Genomic DNA, 17,521 nt, shown 5'->3' with positions numbered 1-17,521 from the left:
AAGACGGCGTCATCGCCTGGATGCTGGACGGCCCGGATGCCGCATACGACGTGCCACTGCCCGCAGGCGGTGAGCCCAAGCGCGCGATCCTCGACTCGTACACGAAGGAGCATTCGGCGGAGTACCAGGCGCAGGCCTGGATCGACCTGGCGCGGAAGCTGCACAACGGTGGAATCGACACCTCTTCTATTGAGTCGGTGATTCTGCACACATCGCACCACACGCACTACGTGATCGGTTCGGGCGCGAACGACCCGCAGAAGTACGATCCGACCGCCTCGCGCGAGACGCTCGACCACTCGATCCCGTATATCTTCACCGTCGCGCTGCAGGACGGCACCTGGCATCACGTCGACTCGTATGCTCCTGAGCGTGCGGGGCGTGCCGACACGGTGGAGCTGTGGAACAAGGTCACCACGCTCGAGGATGCCGAGTGGACCCGCCGGTACCACTCGAACGACATCGTGGAGAAGGCCTTCGGCGGTCGCGTGGAGATCACGTTCACGGGCGGTTCCACGCTGGTCGACGAGATCGCCGTCGCGGATGCGCACCCACTCGGCGCGCGGCCGTTCGCTCGTGAGAATTACATCAACAAGTTCCGGCTGCTGGCGGAGCCGGTGCTGGACGAGGCGGAGATCGAGCGGTTCCTGTCGTTGGTTCAGCGGCTGCCCGAGCTCACCGCGGCGGAGGTCGCCGAGCTGTCGATCATCGCGAAGCCGGGTGTCGTTGCAATGGAGCCGAGCACGAAGGGGCTGTTCTGATGGGCGGGCCGGTGAGGCCGGTGGCCAAGACCGGCGTGCCGGTGGCCAAGATCGGGGTGTCGATGGCGAAGTCGGGAAAGACGCGAGTGATCGGAGCATCCACCCGCCGTTTCCCGGACGCGCCCGCTGGCCGTGTCGGGAAAGTCGCGGGTTCCGGCCGGCGGCACCCGCAGGTTCCCAGACATGCCTGGATGCCGACACAGATGCCGACACAGGAAGGAATCGTCTGATGCTGTACTCACAGACCCCGCCCGCCGAGAAGCGGCGGCTGTTCCGTGAGCGTCTGCGCTCGGGTGAGCTGCTGCGTTTTCCCGGCGCGTTCAATCCGCTGAGCGCGCGGCTGATCGAGCAGAAGGGGTTCGAGGGCGTCTACATCTCGGGCGCTGTGCTCTCCGCCGATCTCGGGCTGCCCGACATCGGACTGACGACGCTCACCGAGGTCGCCGGACGCGGCCAACAGATCGCCCGGATGACCGAGCTGCCGGCGATCATCGACGCCGACACTGGGTTCGGTGAGCCGATGAACGTCGCGCGGACGATCCAGGAGCTCGAGGATGCCGGTCTCGCCGGAGCCCACATCGAGGACCAGATCAACCCGAAGCGCTGCGGTCATCTCGATGGGAAGGCTGTGGTCGACGCGGATACGGCGGTCAAGCGCATCCGTGCCGCCGTCGATGCGCGGCGCGATGAGAACTTCCTGATCATGGCGCGCACCGACATCGCTGCCGTCGACGGGCTGGAAGCGGCGAAGGATCGCGCAAAGGCGTTGGTGGATGCCGGTGCCGATGCGATCTTCCCCGAGGCGATGCGGTCGCTGGAAGAGTTTGCAGCCGTGCGGGATGCCGTCGACGTGCCGATCCTGGCGAACATGACCGAGTTCGGGAAATCGGATCTCTTTAGCGTCGATCAGCTGCGCGACGTCGGCGTGAACATCGTGATCTGGCCGGTGTCGATGCTGCGCATCGCGATGGGGGCGACCGGTCGTGCACTCGATACGCTTCTGGAAGAAGGACATCTCACCAGCAAGCTCGGCGAGATGCAGCATCGCGCCGACCTCTATGACCTGATCGATTACGAGTCGTACAACCACTTCGACTCCGGCGTCTTCAACTTCACAGTCGAGAAGCCTGGCCGCTGAGTTCGCGCGTCGTTGAGCGAAGGTGCGAAGCGCCGGAGACGAAACGCGTTGAGCGAGCCGCAGGCGAGTCGAAACGAACAGCAAGAGCACCGCAAAGGAGCACAGCATGACCGACATCAAGAAGGGCCTGGCCGGGGTCGTCGCGGATGAGACGGCGATCAGCAAGGTCAACCCCGAGACCAACAGCCTGCTCTACCGCGGGTATCCGGTGCAGGAGCTGGCGTCGACGCAGTCGTTCGAGGCGGTCGCGTATCTGCTGTGGCACGGGGAGCTGCCGACAGCATCCGAACTGGCGGAACTGCGGACGGTCGAGCGAGCGAATCGCGCGCTCGCACCCGAGGTGAAGGATGCCATCGACCGGCTGCCGATCGACTCGCACCCGATGGACGAAGTGCGCACCGCGGTCAGCGTGATCGGCGCGATCGAGACGGCTGGGATCAGCAATGTTCTGGATGCCGTCGGGACTCCTTCTGAGAATCTTGAGCGGAGTCTGAAGCTGTTCGCTGCGCTGCCGGCGATCGTTTCGTACGGCCAGCGTCGTCGTCGTGGGCTGGATGCTGTCGAGTCTCGTGACGATCTTGACTACGCCGCGAACTTCCTGTGGCTGACGTTCGGTGAAGAGGCAGCTCCCGTCGTCGTCGACGCGTTCAACCGTTCGATGATTCTGTATGCGGAGCACTCGTTCAACGCATCCACGTTCACGGCTCGCGTGATTACCTCGACGCTGAGCGACATGTACTCGGCCGTTGTCGGGGCGATCGGGGCGCTGAAGGGTCCGCTGCACGGCGGCGCGAACGAAGCCGTGATGCACATCTTCGATGAGATCGGGACGGCGGCTTCTGTTTCTGCGTGGTTGGACACGGCGCTCGCTGAGAAGCGCAAAATCATGGGCTTCGGCCATCGTGTGTACAAGCGCGGCGACTCTCGTGTGCCGACGATGAAGGCGGCGCTCGACAGTCTCGTCTCGCATTACGACCGTCCCGATGTGGCGGAGCTGTACTCGACGCTTGAGAGCGAGTTCGTCTCACGGAAGGGCATCTACCCGAACCTCGACTACCCGTCGGGGCCGGCGTACAACCTGATCGGCTATGAAACGCTCACGTTCACACCGCTGTTCATCGCGTCGCGCATCACCGGGTGGACGGCGCACATCCTCGAGCAGCAGGCGTCGAACGCGCTGATCCGCCCGCTGTCCGCGTACAACGGCGTGGATGAGCGGCATATCGAGGAGTACGTGCCCGATACCGCAGCGATCGATGTGCAGGAGCGGCCTGAGGAGGCGGCGGGCTGATGTCTATGTCTCGTGAAAAGGTCGCGATAGTCGCTGGAGCTCGGACTCCGGTTGGTCGATTTGGCGGAGGGTTCAAGGGCACTCCGGCGCATGAGTTGGGCGCGGCGGCGACGGTCGAGGCACTCAAGCGGTCTGGTATCTCGGGTGATCGCGTAGGCGAGGTCGTGATCGGCAACATCGGACAGGTTGCGGGGGATGCGTACATTTCGCGTCGGATCGCGCTGGCGGCGGGGCTCGACAACAACACTCCCGCGTTTACGGTCAACCGGCTGTGCGGTTCGGGACTGCAGGCGATCTGGTCGGCAGCCCAGGAGCTGCTGTGGGGCGGGATCGACGTCGCGGTCGCCGGTGGTGCCGAGAACATGACGCGGATGCCGTTCTACGATTTCAATGCCCGGTTCAACGACCGGCTCGGGCACCGTTCTTTGTTGGACGGCACGATCGCGATGCTGACGGATCCGTTCACCGAGAAGCACATGGGAACGACGGCGGAGAATGTCGCGTCGCGTTTCTCTGTATCGCGGGAGGATCAGGATGCTTTCGCGTTGGAATCCCAGCGGCGGGCGGGGACGGATGCTGCGCAGGCGGCTTTCGCGGAAGAGATCGTTTCGGTGACGACTTCTGGGCGTAAGCCTGTTGAGGTGTCGCGGGATGAGCATCCTCGACCGGACACGACGCTGGAGACGCTTGCTGGTCTGCCGTCGGCGTTCGCCAAGGACGGCACGGTCACCGCGGGCAATGCGTCGGGGATCAACGACGGTGGCGCGGCGACGGTGCTGATGCGTGAGGCGGATGCGCGGGCCGAGGGAGCGCCGGTGCTTGCGACCCTGGAAGCTGTCGCGACGGCAGCTCTCGAGCCGGAGATCATGGGCTACGCGCCGACGCTCGCGCTGCGGAAGCTGTTCAAGCAGACCGGGCTGACGCCGTCGGACATCTCGACGATCGAGCTGAACGAGGCGTTCGCGTCGCAGGCGCTCGCGGTGATCCGCGATGTCGAGCTGGATCCCGCGCAGGTGAACCCGTACGGCGGAGCGATCGCGCTCGGGCACCCGGTCGGTGCGACGGGTGCGATCCTGACCGTTCGCGCGGCGCTGACGCTGCAGCGGACCGGGGGAGAGTACGCGATCGTCACCATGTGCATTGGTGGGGGGCAGGCGTTGGCTGCGCTGCTGAAGCGGGGGTGACGGTTGCGCGTCGCCGATTCCACGAAATCGCGTAGGGATCCGGAGCCCGAGTAAGGTCGCACCCATGACCTTCGATGATGTTGTGCAGGTACTCGACGAGACGGCAGTGGTCGCCATCGTCACCACAAAGGCCGACGGCTCTCCAGTCGCGACGCCGATCTGGTCGATGGTCGTCGATGGCGCTCCCTATGTGCGATCGGTCAATGGTCCGGGCGCTTGGTGGTATCGGCACGTCACCGCTGGTCGACCGGTCGCTTTCGCGCTGGGGGACGGCGCGATCGCCGAGCGCGACCGTGGTGCCGCATTGAACCTGCCGCGCGAGCAGGTGCAGACCGAGTACGTGCCCGTCGATGACGAGGTGCAACGGGAGATCGATGCAGAGTTGCGACGCAAGTACGCGTCCAGCCCAGAGCCTGTCCGGAGCATGCTGCGCGACGACGCACGGTCGTGCACGCTGCGCATCGTTGACGCCGACTGACGGGAACCTCGAAACGTGACGGCGAGAGCTGATGTCCATTTCGTCGCAGCGCTTGAACAGCTGCCCCCCGCCGAAGCTGTTCGGTTTGCGTCCCGGGCGGATGAACGCGGCTTCGCAGGCACAGTCATCTCCGACCGCTTTCAGCCGTGGCTCCCGCGCCAGGGCAACGCATCGTTCGCCTGGACGTTGGCGGGGGCCATAGGGCAGCAGACAGCGGGTGCGGTCACGGTCTCGGCGGTCCCCGGTCACCGAATGCATCCGGCCGCCGTCGCGCAGGCGAGCGCGACCCTGTCCTCGCTGTACCCCGGGCGCCACCGGCTTCTGCTCTCGTCCGGCAACGCGATCGACGAGCATGTCGTCGGCGGATACTGGCCGGAGGCCCACGAGCGCGCCGAGCGACTGTTCGAAGGGGCAGAGGCGATTCGCAAGCTCTTCTCGGCATCAGCGAAGGGCAAGGATACGCGTCATTCCGGCGAGCATTTCCGTCTTGAGGCGTCGCGACTGTGGACGATGCCCGACGCCACCCCGAGGATCCAGATCTGGGCCGGAGGGCCTGTCACCGCCCGTCGAGCCGGTCGTATCGCCGACGGCATGGTCGTACAGGCCGGGTCACCCGACCGCATGGCCGCGCTTCTGTCGGCGCACCGGGACGGCGCGAAGGAGGTCGGGCGCACCGACCCGACCGCAACCGTCCACGTGCAGCTCTCCTGGGCGCCGACGGATGAGGAGGCGATGGCGAACGCACTGCAGGAGTGGCCGATGGCCGGGCTGCGATTCCCACGCGGCGACATCCGCTCTCCGTTCGACGTCGACCAGCTTGCGCGCTCGGTGACCGCCGAGGATATCCGCGCGCGCATCCCCGTCTCGGCCGACCCCGACGTGCATCGTGCGCATTTGCAGTCGTTCTTCGATATGGGGTTCGACAGTGTCCACGTGCACAACGTTGGACGCAACCAGGTCGAGTGGCTCGACGTCGCCGGACGCGAGATTCTGCCGAAGCTGGTGCGCTGAGATGAGCGAACGGATGCTGGTGTGGGCGCTCGCGGGTATGCCCGAGGTGACCGCGGGCGCGGACCTGTCGGGAATGATCCTCGACGCGATCCAGACGAGTGGTGACGCGCTGATCGATGGCGACATCCTGATCGTGACGTCGAAGATCGTCTCCAAGGCCGAAGGGCGCAGCATGCGGGCCGAGGATCGTGAAGATGCCATCACTGCCGAAACTGTCCGCGTCGTCGCCTCGCGTCCGCGTGCGGACGGCGGGGTGACCCGCATTGTGCAGAACCGGTTGGGGATCGTCGGTGCGGCGGCCGGAGTCGATGCTTCCAATACCGAGGAGGGCACGGTTCTTCTTCTGCCGCTCGATCCCGACGCATCTGCGAGAGTGCTCGCCGATAGCATCCGCTCGGCCACCGGCGCACGCGTCGGGGTCATCATCAGCGATACGCTCGGCCGCCCGTGGCGTGAAGGGCAGACGGACGTCGCGATCGGCGCGGCCGGTGTGCACGTGTTCGACGATCTGCACGGCCGGGTCGACAGTGCGGGGCGTCCGCTCGTCGTCACCCAGCCGTGCGTCGCAGACGAACTGGCGGCGGCCGGTGACCTGGTCAAGGGCAAGCTGAGCGGATGCCCGGTCGCGGTCATGCGGAGGATGGGGCGGCTCGTCGGGGAGCTGAGCCTGCCGGGGGCACGAAACATCGTGCGCGAACCGGAGAAGGACATGTTCCGTCTCGGGGTCGACGAGGCCCACGCACAGGGGTACGAAGAGGGTTATGCGGCGGCGCTCGCCGCCGCGAGAGGAGAGGATCACCAATGACGTTGACACTGGGTTACAAGGCATCCGCTGAGCAGTTCGCTCCGCGGGAACTGGTCGACATCGCGGTCGCGGCCGAGCGGCACGGGTTTGAATCTGTGGCGGTGAGCGATCATTTCCAGCCGTGGCGCTACACGGGTGGTCACGCGCCGTTCTCGATCGCATGGGCGGCTGCGGTCGGTGCGCGGACGGAGCGGATCCGGATCGGGACGAGTGTGATGACGCCGACGTTCCGCTACAACCCGGCGGTGATCGCGCAGGCTTTTGCGACCCTGGGGTGCTTGAGCCCCGATCGTGTCTTCCTCGGCGTCGGTACGGGTGAGGCGCTGAACGAGATCGCGACCGGTTTCCAGGGGGCGGGGGAGCAGGAGTGGCCGGAGTTCCGGGAGCGGTTCGCGCGGCTTCGGGAGTCGATCCGGCTGATGCGAGCCCTGTGGACCGGTGACCGCGTGAGCTTCGAGGGCGACTACTACTCGACGCACGACGCATCCATCTATGACGTGCCCGACGGCGGTATCCCGGTCTACATCGCCGCCGGTGGGCCGATGGTGGCCAAGTACGCCGGCCGTGCGGGTGACGGGTTTATCTGCACGTCAGGCAAGGGCGAAGAGCTCTACACCGACAAGCTCATCCCCGCGGTCAAAGAAGGCACTGCCGCATCCGGTCGTGAGTTCACGCAGATCGACCGCATGATCGAGATCAAGATCGCGTACGAAGAGACCGAGCAGGCGGCGCTGGAGAACACCCGATTCTGGGCACCGCTGTCGCTGTCGAAGGAGCAGAAGCACGACATCACCGACCCGATCGAGATGGAGAAGGCCGCGGATGCGCTGCCCATTGAACAGGTCGCGAAGCGGTGGATCGTCGGCACCGATCCCGATGCCGTCGTCGCGCAGGTCAAGGACTACGTCGACTGGGGTTTCAACCACCTCGTCTTCCACGCCCCCGGCCACGACCAGGAACGCTTCATGACCCTGTTCGAACGAGACCTCGCACCAAGACTGCGGGCGCTATGACGCAATAGGGTGGGGAGCATGCGCTTCGGAACCTTCATCCCCCAGGGCTGGCGATTCGATCTCGTGGGCATCGACCCCGCCGACCAGTGGACGGCCATGCGCGATCTCGCGCAGGCAGCGGATGCCGGACCGTGGGAGTCGCTGTGGGTCTATGACCACTTCCACACCACACCGATCCCGAGCCAGGAGGCGACCCACGAGGCCTGGACGCTCATGTCGGCGTTCGCGGCGTCGACCAGCCGCATCCGCCTCGGGCAGATGTGCACATGCATGTCGTATCGCAACCCGGCATACCTGGCGAAAGTCGCCGCGACCGTGGACATCGTCTCGGGTGGGCGGACGGAGATGGGCATCGGCGGCGGCTGGTACGAGCACGAATGGCGCGCCTACGGCTACGGCTTCCCCTCGGCCGGTGACCGCCTGCGCCGCCTCGACGAAGGTGTCCAGATCATGAGTCAGGCCTGGACGACCGGTTCGGCGACGCTGGATGGAAAGTTCTACCAGGTCGACGGTGCGATCGTTCAGCCGCAGCCGCTCCAGCAGGGCGGCATCCCGCTGTGGATCGCCGGCGGCGGCGAAAAGGTCACGCTCAAAATCGCAGCGAAGTACGCGCAGTACACGAACTTCGCGGGCACACCCGAACAGTTCGACGCGAAGAGCGCGATCCTGCGCGACCACACCGTCGCGGTCGGCACCGACTTCGACGCGATCGTGCGCTCGGCGAACTACAACACGGTGATCGGCGAAACCGAAGCGGAGGTCGAAGACCGGCTGGCGGCGATCGAGGCGCGCGTCGCACCGCATCTCGGTGACCGCACCGAGGCCTACATGCAGAATTATCGCGGCGACGGTGCGAAGGCCGTCGGCACCCCCGAGCAGATCGTCGAACAGCTGCAGGACATGTCCGACCGCGGACTCGGGTACGCGATCCACTACTTCCCCGAGGCGGCCTACGACCGTTCCGGAATCGAACTCTTCGAGCGCGAAGTCATCCCGGCGCTCAGCTGAAAGCGCTGAGCTGACGCCGGTCCTACTGCCCGATCACCTTGTCGACCGACATCACCAGGATCACGCGGTCGGCGGCATCCGCTGGAGCGGGAGGATTCTCGGCACCGTAACGACTCGCGAGCTGCTGATGGAACGCTCCGGTCGGGTCGGGCGCTGCCTCGACCAACCGGCCCCGCACCTCAATGTAATGGGTCGGCTTGTCGGGGTCGTACACCGCGAGGCTCATCGAGGGGTTGCGCTGCAGGTTGCGGTACTTGGCGCGCGTGGTCGTGTGTGTGAAGCGGATCGTGCCGTCGACGAGCTCGAACCACATCGGGCTCACCTGGGCGGTGTCGTCGCGCCCGACGGTGCCGAGCGCGCCGTACAGGGGACGTTCGAGAAGGTCGATCAGGTGGGACGGAATCTCTGGAGCACTCATCTCACCGAGCCTAGCGAGGTGCGGGGCACACGGGGTGAAGATGCAGTGTCGAGCGGTGAGAACGCGATGAGAGGGCTGCCGTCCATCGGATGCGGCACGACATCCGCGCGCACGCCGTAGACCGCCCGGATCAGTTCCGGGGTGAGCGTGTCGCCGGGAGTGCCGGCGGCCACCACACGACCGCGGTCGAGCACGATCACCTGGTCGGCGTACCGTGCCGCCAGCGTCAGATCGTGCAGTGCCGCAAGTACAGCGATCCCACCGTCAGCGAGAGTGCGCGTCAGCGTGAGCGTCGCCAACTGTGCGCGAACGTCGAGGTGATTGGTCGGCTCGTCCATCAGCAGCAGCTTCGGCTGCTGCGCCAGCGCCCGGGCGAGCAGCACCCGCTGGCGCTCACCACCCGAGAGCTCCTGGAAGCGTCGGCCGCGGAACTCTGCGGCTCCGACCTCACGCAGCGCATGATCGGCGACCCGCTCGTCATCCGAACTGGGCGTGCCGAGCAGTGACACGTGGGGCGTGCGCCCCAGCATGACAACATCGAAAACAGTCAGATCCAGCTCGGTGTCGGCCTGCTGCTCGACCAGCGCGCTGTACCGCGCCCGATGACGTCGCCGCAGCGACGCGGAGTCCGTGCCGCCAAGCGCGATGGAACCGGACGTCGGCTGCTCGGCCGCCGCGATCAGGTGCAGCAGTGTGGACTTGCCCGCACCGTTGGGACCGATCAGTGCCGTCAAGGAGCCGGCCTCGACAGTGCAGTCGATGTCGTCGATGATCAGACGCCCGCGCGGGGCGAACGAGACCCGACGAGTCTCCAGGGGAGGAGGGGCGGTCATGAGATCCTCCTGGCCCGCAGCAGCAGGAAGCAGAACAGTGGCGCGCCGACCAGCGCGGTGACGATTCCGACCGGCAGCTCTCGCGGGTCGAACAGTGTGCGCGCGATGGTGTCGGCCCAGATCAGGAACACCGCACCGGTCAGCGCGGACAGCGGCAGCAGCATCCGATGCCCCGACCCCGCCAACAGGCGGACGGCGTGCGGAACCACGAGTCCCACGAATCCGATCGACCCGCTCACGGCGACCAGGCAGCCAGTGAGAAGTGCGGTGGCGCCGAGCAGGACCCAGCGGGTGCGGCTGACCGAAACACCGAGGGATGCTGCGGCCCGATCGCCGAACGCGAAAGCATCGAGCGCGCCGCCGCTGAACAGCAGGGGCACGCCGACGACCAGCACCGCCGCGAGGGCGAGCGACGCCGCCGGCCAGGTGACTCCGGCCAGTGACCCGAGCAGCCAGCCGAGGATCTCGCGATAGCTGTCTCCGGTAGCGCTCCAGAAGATCACGAGGCTGGTGAGGGCTCCAAGCACAGCGGACACGGCGATGCCCGCGAGGATCGTTCGCGAGGCGGTGATGCGCCCGACCGCTCCGGCGAGCAGGAGCGTGGCGGCCAGGGCGACGAGTGCCCCGCCGAAGGCGGCGATCGGAAGCGCGATGACGAAGCCCAGGACGATCACCATCACCGCGCCGAAGGACGCGCCCGAAGACAGACCCAGCAGATACGGGTCGGCCAGTGGGTTGCGCAGCACCGCCTGCATGATCGCGCCGCACAGGGCAAGCCCCGCGCCGACGGCACCGGCAGCGAGTGCACGCGGCATGCGCAGCTCCCACACGATCCCATCGCGCAGCGGCGACAATGCCGAGTCGCCGATACCGAGATGGGAAAGGATGCTGGTCCAGGCCTCAGCCGGTGAGATCTCGGCTGGTCCCAGCGTGACACTGATGACGATCGAGCCGCCGAGTGCGATCAGGAGAACTGCCGTCCACGCCGTGCCGCGCAGCCGCCGCGCGGCACGCGCTGGTGCCGGTGCCGTGTGGACGGTCTCTGCGGGGGCGAGCAGCGTCATGACAGGTCGATGTCCTCCAGCTGCGACACGAGAAGCTCGACCGCCTCGACATTGCGGACGCCGGCTTCGGCGGTGGGGAAGGGCAGCACGAGGTAGCGGCCGTTCTGCACGGCGGGCAGGGCGGCGGTCGCCGGATTCGACTCGAGAACGCCGATCTTCTTCTCCGTGGAGCCCCAGGCCGAATCGATCAGCACGATGACGTCCGGATTCGCGTCGACGACGGCCTCCCAGCTGAGGCTCGACCACGTTTCGTCGACATCCCCGGCGATGTTCGTCAGGCCTGCGGCATCCATCATCATCTGCGGGGCACCGATCCCGGCGCCGACGAACGGGGTGTCGCTGCCCGAGCTGAACCACAGTGCGGAGAGCCCGCGGTCGTCGGGGGTGACAGCATCCAACCGGTCCTGCATGTCGTGGACGAGCGCTGTAGCCTGCTCGGGCACGTCGAAGATGCTGCCCATCTCCTCGACGTCGGCGAAGACATCGTCGAAGCCGAGGGGGTTCGGCTGATAGTCGGGTTCCTGGCAGGCCGACGGCGACACATAGGTATTGACGCCGAGGGTCGCGAGGATCTCGCGGTCGCCGGCACCGTCGGCGGTGACATTCGATTCCCACCCGGCGTAGACGAGATCGGGTTCCAGCGCGAGCGTCGCCTCCTGGCCGGGAACCTTCTCCGAGACCACGGGGATGCCGTCGGCGGCAGCTGCCCAGCCTTCAGCCAGTGGACCGTCGGAGAACGCGGTGCCGATCAGGCGGTCTTCGAGGCCGAGAGCCAGCATCATCTCGATCGAGGTCGACTTGATCGCGAGAACCCGTTCGGGTGCTTCTTCGAAGGTCACCTCGGTGCCGCAGTTGTCGACGGTGAGCGGGTATGCGGAGCCGTCGACGGGACCGGCATCGTTCTCTGATGCGGTGCTCGGGCTGCCGGCGGCGCACCCGCTGACACCGAGGACGACGAACAGAACGGCGGATGCCGTGAGGGCGCGGACGGTATGCGGGGGGCGAAGGGGCATGGTTCTCCTGAACGCAAGTCGAGTGTGATGACGAGCGGCCAAGATCCCGGCCGGGAAACCGCGCCAATGCGGGCGCGGGTGTGCGGCGAGTCTAGCGGAGCCCGAGTTCGCTCGCGAGCGGACGCAGTGTCTCCAGCGGATCCGCCCGGGCCGGGAGAACTTGGGTGCAGACGTGATCGGCCCCCGCATCGAGTTGACCCCGGATCACGGCGGCGAGTTGGGCCGCCGTGCCGTGCGGAGTGAGCGCATCCACTGCCTCGTCGGTGGCACCGTTCTCGAGGTCATCGGAGGTGAATCCGTGGCGTTCGAGGGTGCGGCGATAGTTCGTCAGACCGAGATAGCGCGAGAGGAACCGGCGACCGGCTTCCCTGGCCGCGTCAGCATCGGTGTCGAGGATGACGCGCTGCTCGGGGGCGACGAGGGGGCCGTCACCGACGGCAGCACGCGCGAATCGGGTGTGCGTCGGCGTCGTCAGATACGGGTGTGTGCCCGCGGCGCGTTCGGCCGACAGCTTGAGCGTCTTCGGCCCGAGCGCCGAGATCACGCGGCGGTCGGCCGGCACACCGGCCGCATCGAGCGCATCGAGATACGCCACGAGTGCTGCATAGGGTTTCTGATAGGTCTCGCCCTGCGACTCGGGATGTCCGATGCCGACCCCGAGGAGGAAGCGTCCCGGATGCGTCCGCTCGAGTCGATGGAAGGAATCGGCCACCTGCGGAGCCGGTGCCGTCCAGATGTTGACGATCCCGGTGGCGACGGTCAGGTGCTCGGTCGCGTTGAGCAGATCCTCCGCGAGCTGGAGGTCGGCTGCGGGCGATCCGCCGATCCAGAGTGCGCTGTAACCGAGCTTCTCGATGGACGAGGCCATCTCGGGCGTGAGGATGCCGCCGCCACGCCATACGCCTACTTGACCGAGGGACGGGGTCGTCGCTGAGGAGAAGAGGGACATGGGGCCAACGTATCAGCGAGAAGGGAAGACCCCCGCCGACCCGATTCGGCGGGGGTCTTCTCGGGAGCTGAGCTCACCGTGGCGCGGAAAGTCTTGACTACCCGATCCGGTCTGATCTTCCGCGCACAAGCAGTTGTACGTGTCGAAGGTAACGGCATAGTGAACGCGAATCGAACGTCGCGTAGTGACTGTTTCTGCACAGGAAGGCATCTCCGCAACTTGTCCACAGACAGCCGGAATCTCGCGGAACGCTGTTCTTGAGTTCCGTCATCATCAGGGACATGACAACAGCGAACAGCTCTCTGAGAGACCGCGTACTCGACCACGACGACAAGCTGCGTGACGTGCTGCAGGTACTGCTGCAGCGCGCGAGCCAACGTCAGATGTGGCTCATGTTCATGGATGATCGTGGATGCCTCGGCGATCCGCTCATGCCGATGGACGACTATCCGGATGATCCGAACGACGTGGTCGAGATCGATGACCTCGGGTCGGTGTCGGAGGCGCATGTGCTCATGCATCGTGCGGGAATGCTCCGAGAGTTGACCGGCAACGTCAGCGTGGTGATCGCATGGGAGCGCGTCGGTTCCGACTCGGTGATGAACAGCGATCGGGCATGGGCTCGTGCGATGGCGGAAGCTTCGCAGAGACTCGAGGTTCCGCTTCGCGCACAGTTCATCGTGCATTCCCACGGGGTTCGCCAGCTGCACCCTGATGACTATCTGTGAGGTGGGCGCCCGGAAGCAATACAAGGGCGCCCTAGTAAATACTAGGGAAGCCGCGTAACATGGGCATCACGCCAATGACGGCGTGAAGGGACAGCGCAAAATGACTCGTACCATCCCACATCTCGTAGGCGGATCGCTCATCACTCCGGATGGCGGCCGCTTCAATGACGTCTATGAACCGAGCACCGGTACCGTGCAGGCCCGGGTGCCGCTCGCCTCGGCCGCCGATGTCCGCCGTGCGATCGACAATGCCGAGGCGGCGCAGCCGGAATGGGGGGCGACGAACCCCCAGAAGCGCGCCCGCGTACTGCTGCGGTTCCTCGACCTCGTGCACCGCGACATGACCTCGATCGCGAAGCTACTCTCCAGCGAGCACGGCAAGACGCTCGATGACGCCAAGGGTGACATTCAGCGGGGCCTTGAGGTGATCGAGTTCGCCGCTGGCGCCCCGCATCTCCTCAAGGGCGAGTATTCCACCGGAGTCGGAACGGGCATCGATGTGTACTCGATGCGTCAGCCCCTCGGCGTCGTCGCCGGCATCACGCCCTTCAACTTCCCGGCGATGATTCCGCTGTGGAAGGCGGGCCCTGCGCTCGCCGCCGGCAACGCGTTCATCCTCAAGCCCAGCGAGCGCGATCCTTCTGTTCCCGTGCGCCTCGCAGAGTTGTTCCTCGAAGCCGGGCTCCCTGAAGGCATCTTCAACGTGGTCCATGGCGACAAGGAGGCGGTCGACACGCTGCTCACCGACGACCGCGTCAAGGCCGTGGGTTTCGTGGGCTCCACGCCGATCGCGCAGTACATCTATGAGACCGCAGCCGCCCACGGTAAGCGCGCGCAATGCTTCGGCGGGGCGAAGAACCACATGATCGTCATGCCGGATGCCGACCTCGACCAGGCGGTCGACGCGCTCATCGGTTCCGGATACGGCTCGGCGGGGGAGCGCTGCATGGCGATCTCCGTCGCCGTACCGGTCGGCAGAGAGACCGCCGAAGCCCTCGCCGCGAAACTCGCCGAACGAGTCGCACAGCTCACGGTCGGGCCCTCGCTCGCCGAAGGAGCCGACTACGGTCCGCTCGTGACGAGCGCCGCCGTCCAGCGCGTCGAGGATTACATCCAACAGGGCGTGGATGCCGGAGCCACGCTTCTCGCCGACGGCAGAGGCTTCTCGGTTGAGGGTCATGAAGAGGGCTTCTACCTCGGCCCGACCCTGTTCGATCACGTCACGACGGATATGGCGATCTACCGCGAGGAGATTTTCGGACCGGTGCTCGTCATCGCCCGTGCCGACGGCTACGAGCAGGCGCTGGCGATGGCATCCGATCATGAGTTCGGCAACGGTGTCGCGATCTTCACGCGCGACGGTGACGCTGCTCGTGATTTCACGGCGCGCGTGAACGTCGGGATGGTCGGAGTCAACGTGCCGATCCCGGTGCCGATCGCGTACTTCACGTTCGGCGGTTGGAAGAACTCCGGCTTCGGTGACCTCAACCAGCACGGCGCCGATGCCTTCCGCTTCTACACCAAGACCAAGACGGTGACGAGCCGCTGGCCGGCGCACGGCATTCGCGAAGGCGCCAGCTTCGTCATCCCGACGATGCGCTAGGAGCTGCCATGACAACTGCCACGACAGTCGACGAGCGCGAGGCGATCCTCGACGCCGTCCGTGAATACGCCGAGACCGAACTCACCCCGTACGCCTCGGAGCGCGACGAGCAGCACATCTTTCCCCGGGAGTCGCTGCACCGCGGCGGCGATCTCGGCCTGGGCGGCATCTACGTCGGCGAGGAGTTCGGCGGCACCGCGCTCAGCCGCGCCGACACCGTCGCCATCTTCGAGGAGCTCGCCAAGGGTGACCCCGCGGTCGCCGCTTTCATCTCGATCCACAATATGGTCGCGTGGATGATCGACACGTACGGCGACGAAGCTCAGCGCGGCGCGTGGCTTCCGCAACTGACGAGCATGAGCGAGTTCGGCAGCTATTGCCTGACGGAGCCCGGTGTCGGTTCCGACGCCGCAGCCCTCGCCACGCGCGCCGTCCGCGTCGGCGACGAGTACGAGATCACCGGGGTGAAGCAGTTCATCTCCGGTGCCGGTGAGTCCGGCGTCTACATCGTCATGGCGCGCACCGGCGACGCCGACAGCGGAGCGAGCGGCATCAGTGCCTTCCTCGTCCCGGCGGATGCTCCGGGCCTGAGCTTCGGCGCCCTCGAGAAGAAGATGGGTTGGCACGCCCAGCCGACGCGGCAGGTCATCCTGGACGGAGTGCGAGTGCCGGCATCCGCCATGCTGGGCGACGAGGGCCGCGGATTCGCGATCGCGATGTCGGCGCTCAACGGCGGGCGCCTCAACATCGCCGCCTGTTCGCTGGGTGGGGCGCAGCGGGCGCTCGATCGCGCCGTGCAGTACGTACACGAGCGGGTCGCGTTCGGTGAGCCGCTCGCCGAGAAGCAGTCGATCCTGTTCCAGATCGCCGACATGCGCACCGAACTGCAGGCGGCGCGCCTCATGGTGCGCGACGGTGCGGATGCCGTCGACCAGGTTGCTCCGGATGCCACGATGCGCTGTGCGATGGCCAAGCGCTTTGCGACGGATGCCGGGTTCGACATCGCGAACCGCGCCCTGCAGTTGCACGGCGGCTACGGCTACCTGCAGGACTACGGGATCGAGCGGGTGGTGCGCGACCTGCGCGTCCATCAGATTCTGGAGGGGACGAACGAGATCATGCGGCTCATCGTCGGGCGCGAGATGCTGCGGCCGGCAGGATCCGCCACCCTCCAGCGCAGCGGCGAAGACCGGATGAGGAGCGCATCATGACACGCATCGCATTCCTCGGCCTCGGGCACATGGGGCTGCCGATGGCCAGGAACCTTGCCGCCGCCGGACACGAGGTGCACGGCTTCGACCTGGTTCCGGCGGCGATCGAGGCGGCTCGTGCGGCCGGCATCCCGATCGCGTCCAGCGGGGCGGATGCTGCGGCAGAGGCCGACATCGTCATCACGATGTTCCCGGCGGGCAAACACGTGCTCGACGCGTACCAGGGTGGGCTGCTCGCCGCAGCCGCGCCGGGCACGCTGTTCATCGAGTCGTCCACGATCGCGGTGGACGAGGCGCAGGCCGCACACGCGCTGGCAGTCGAGGCGGGGCATCGCAACGTCGACGCCCCGGTGTCGGGTGGCGTCGTCGGCGCAGAGAATGGCACGCTCGCGTTCATGGTCGGCGGATCGGACGACGACTTCGCCGCGGCTTTCCCGTTGCTCGAGGTCATGGGTGGGCGCATCGTGCACTGCGGTGGGCCCGGGCTCGGCCAGGCGGCGAAGGTGTGCAACAACATGGTGCTCGCGGTGTCGCAGATCGCGGTCGCCGAGGCATTCGTGCTGGGGGAGCGGCTGGGCCTGGAGCATCAGGCGCTGTTCGACGTCGTCTCGCAGGCGTCGGGTCAGTGCTGGTCCGTCACGACGAACTGTCCGGTTCCCGGTCCTGTGCCGACGAGCCCCGCGAACCGCGACTACCAGCCGGGGTTCGCTGGCGCGCTCATGGCGAAGGACCTGGGCCTCGCGCTGCAAGCGATCGAACAGACCTCGACCGACGCGAGGATGGGCCGGCTCGCGCAGGAGCTGTACGCGGCGTTCGCCGCTGGCGACGGGGCTGGGCGGGACTTCTCCGGCATCATCACCGACATCCGCGGCGGGACGGTTTGAGGCGACTTCGACTCGTCGCTCCGCTCCTCGCTCAATCCATTTCGTCTCGCCTTCGGCTCGCTCAATGCCCCGCAGATGCAGGCGCGGAGCGCCGGGATGCGGGTCGTTGAGCGAAGGCGCGGAGCGCCG

Annotated in this window: 18 protein-coding genes; 13 read left to right on the top strand and 5 right to left on the bottom strand. The window is 66.6% G+C overall.

Annotated elements, in window-relative coordinates; all coding sequences use genetic code 11:
- The 9 genes from ACTICP_RS08875 to ACTICP_RS08835 form a co-directional block, all read left to right on the top strand.
- On the top strand, positions 1 to 761 hold a 761-nt coding region (locus ACTICP_RS08875; RefSeq protein WP_441891498.1), incomplete at its 5' end, for an MmgE/PrpD family protein.
- Positions 762 to 990: 229 nt separating this feature from the next.
- Positions 991 to 1,899, top strand: a complete 909-nt coding sequence (gene prpB, locus ACTICP_RS08870) for a methylisocitrate lyase (protein ID WP_441891496.1) — start codon at positions 991 to 993, stop codon at positions 1,897 to 1,899.
- A 106-nt stretch (positions 1,900 to 2,005) separates the two neighbouring features.
- The gene (locus tag ACTICP_RS08865) at positions 2,006 to 3,190 is read left to right on the top strand and encodes a bifunctional 2-methylcitrate synthase/citrate synthase (RefSeq protein ID WP_441891494.1); all 1,185 of its coding nucleotides are present in this window, start codon (positions 2,006 to 2,008) and stop codon (positions 3,188 to 3,190) included.
- A gap of 5 nt (positions 3,191 to 3,195) precedes the next feature.
- Positions 3,196 to 4,374 (top strand): thiolase family protein, encoded by a 1,179-nt coding sequence (locus tag ACTICP_RS08860; protein ID WP_441891506.1) that lies wholly within the window; start codon positions 3,196 to 3,198, stop codon positions 4,372 to 4,374.
- A 64-nt stretch (positions 4,375 to 4,438) separates the two neighbouring features.
- On the top strand, positions 4,439 to 4,852 hold the full coding sequence (locus tag ACTICP_RS08855) for a DUF2255 family protein (protein ID WP_441891492.1): 414 nt from the start codon (positions 4,439 to 4,441) through the stop codon (positions 4,850 to 4,852).
- 15 nt (positions 4,853 to 4,867) lie between these two features.
- On the top strand, positions 4,868 to 5,863 hold the full coding sequence (locus ACTICP_RS08850; RefSeq protein WP_441891490.1) for a TIGR03557 family F420-dependent LLM class oxidoreductase: 996 nt from the start codon (positions 4,868 to 4,870) through the stop codon (positions 5,861 to 5,863).
- A gap of 1 nt (position 5,864) precedes the next feature.
- On the top strand, positions 5,865 to 6,668 hold the full coding sequence (gene cofE / locus ACTICP_RS08845; RefSeq protein WP_441891489.1) for a coenzyme F420-0:L-glutamate ligase: 804 nt from the start codon (positions 5,865 to 5,867) through the stop codon (positions 6,666 to 6,668).
- Positions 6,665 to 7,681 (top strand): glucose-6-phosphate dehydrogenase (coenzyme-F420), encoded by a 1,017-nt coding sequence (gene fgd, locus ACTICP_RS08840; RefSeq protein WP_441891487.1) that lies wholly within the window; start codon positions 6,665 to 6,667, stop codon positions 7,679 to 7,681. The genes cofE and fgd overlap by 4 nt, the downstream gene beginning before the upstream one ends.
- 18 nt (positions 7,682 to 7,699) lie before the next feature.
- Complete coding sequence (locus ACTICP_RS08835; RefSeq protein ID WP_441891485.1) at positions 7,700 to 8,689, top strand: LLM class F420-dependent oxidoreductase; 990 nt, start codon at positions 7,700 to 7,702, stop codon at positions 8,687 to 8,689.
- Between the two features lie 22 nt (positions 8,690 to 8,711).
- Here the strand turns inward: ACTICP_RS08835 and ACTICP_RS08830 are convergent, their stop codons facing one another.
- The 5 genes from ACTICP_RS08830 to ACTICP_RS08810 form a co-directional block, all read right to left on the bottom strand.
- A complete protein-coding gene (locus tag ACTICP_RS08830) occupies positions 8,712 to 9,107 on the bottom strand; it encodes a PPOX class F420-dependent oxidoreductase (RefSeq protein ID WP_441891483.1) in 396 nt (131 codons plus the stop codon).
- On the bottom strand, positions 9,104 to 9,940 hold the full coding sequence (locus ACTICP_RS08825) for an ABC transporter ATP-binding protein (RefSeq protein ID WP_441891481.1): 837 nt from the start codon (positions 9,938 to 9,940) through the stop codon (positions 9,104 to 9,106). Before ACTICP_RS08825 ends, ACTICP_RS08830 begins: the two co-directional genes overlap by 4 nt.
- The gene (locus tag ACTICP_RS08820; protein ID WP_441891479.1) at positions 9,937 to 11,004 is read right to left on the bottom strand and encodes a putative F420-0 ABC transporter permease subunit; all 1,068 of its coding nucleotides are present in this window, start codon (positions 11,002 to 11,004) and stop codon (positions 9,937 to 9,939) included. The genes ACTICP_RS08825 and ACTICP_RS08820 overlap by 4 nt, the downstream gene beginning before the upstream one ends.
- A complete protein-coding gene (locus tag ACTICP_RS08815) occupies positions 11,001 to 12,017 on the bottom strand; it encodes a putative F420-0 ABC transporter substrate-binding protein (RefSeq protein WP_441891477.1) in 1,017 nt (338 codons plus the stop codon). Before ACTICP_RS08815 ends, ACTICP_RS08820 begins: the two co-directional genes overlap by 4 nt.
- Positions 12,018 to 12,108: 91 nt before the next feature.
- Positions 12,109 to 12,966, bottom strand: coding sequence for an LLM class F420-dependent oxidoreductase (locus tag ACTICP_RS08810; RefSeq protein ID WP_441891475.1), 858 nt, complete (start codon positions 12,964 to 12,966; stop codon positions 12,109 to 12,111).
- A 281-nt stretch (positions 12,967 to 13,247) separates the two neighbouring features.
- Here ACTICP_RS08810 and ACTICP_RS08805 point away from each other — a divergent pair, with 281 nt between their 5' ends.
- The 4 genes from ACTICP_RS08805 (at position 13,248) to mmsB (ending at position 17,392) form a co-directional block, all read left to right on the top strand.
- Positions 13,248 to 13,694, top strand: a complete 447-nt coding sequence (locus tag ACTICP_RS08805) for a hypothetical protein (protein WP_441891473.1) — start codon at positions 13,248 to 13,250, stop codon at positions 13,692 to 13,694.
- A 100-nt stretch (positions 13,695 to 13,794) separates the two neighbouring features.
- Positions 13,795 to 15,297: a CoA-acylating methylmalonate-semialdehyde dehydrogenase gene (locus ACTICP_RS08800; protein WP_441891471.1), complete on the top strand. Its 1,503-nt coding sequence runs from the start codon at positions 13,795 to 13,797 to the stop codon at positions 15,295 to 15,297.
- Positions 15,298 to 15,305: 8 nt separating this feature from the next.
- The gene (locus ACTICP_RS08795) at positions 15,306 to 16,508 is read left to right on the top strand and encodes an acyl-CoA dehydrogenase family protein (protein ID WP_441891469.1); all 1,203 of its coding nucleotides are present in this window, start codon (positions 15,306 to 15,308) and stop codon (positions 16,506 to 16,508) included.
- A complete protein-coding gene (mmsB, locus tag ACTICP_RS08790) occupies positions 16,505 to 17,392 on the top strand; it encodes a 3-hydroxyisobutyrate dehydrogenase (RefSeq protein WP_441891467.1) in 888 nt (295 codons plus the stop codon). Before ACTICP_RS08795 ends, mmsB begins: the two co-directional genes overlap by 4 nt.
- Positions 17,393 to 17,521 lie beyond the last annotated feature (129 nt).

This window comes from Microbacterium sp. (assembly GCF_052102115.1).
Lineage (GTDB): Bacteria > Actinomycetota > Actinomycetes > Actinomycetales > Microbacteriaceae > Microbacterium.
Note: the sequence above shows the minus strand (reverse complement) of the source record. Positions and strands in the feature narration are given on the sequence as shown.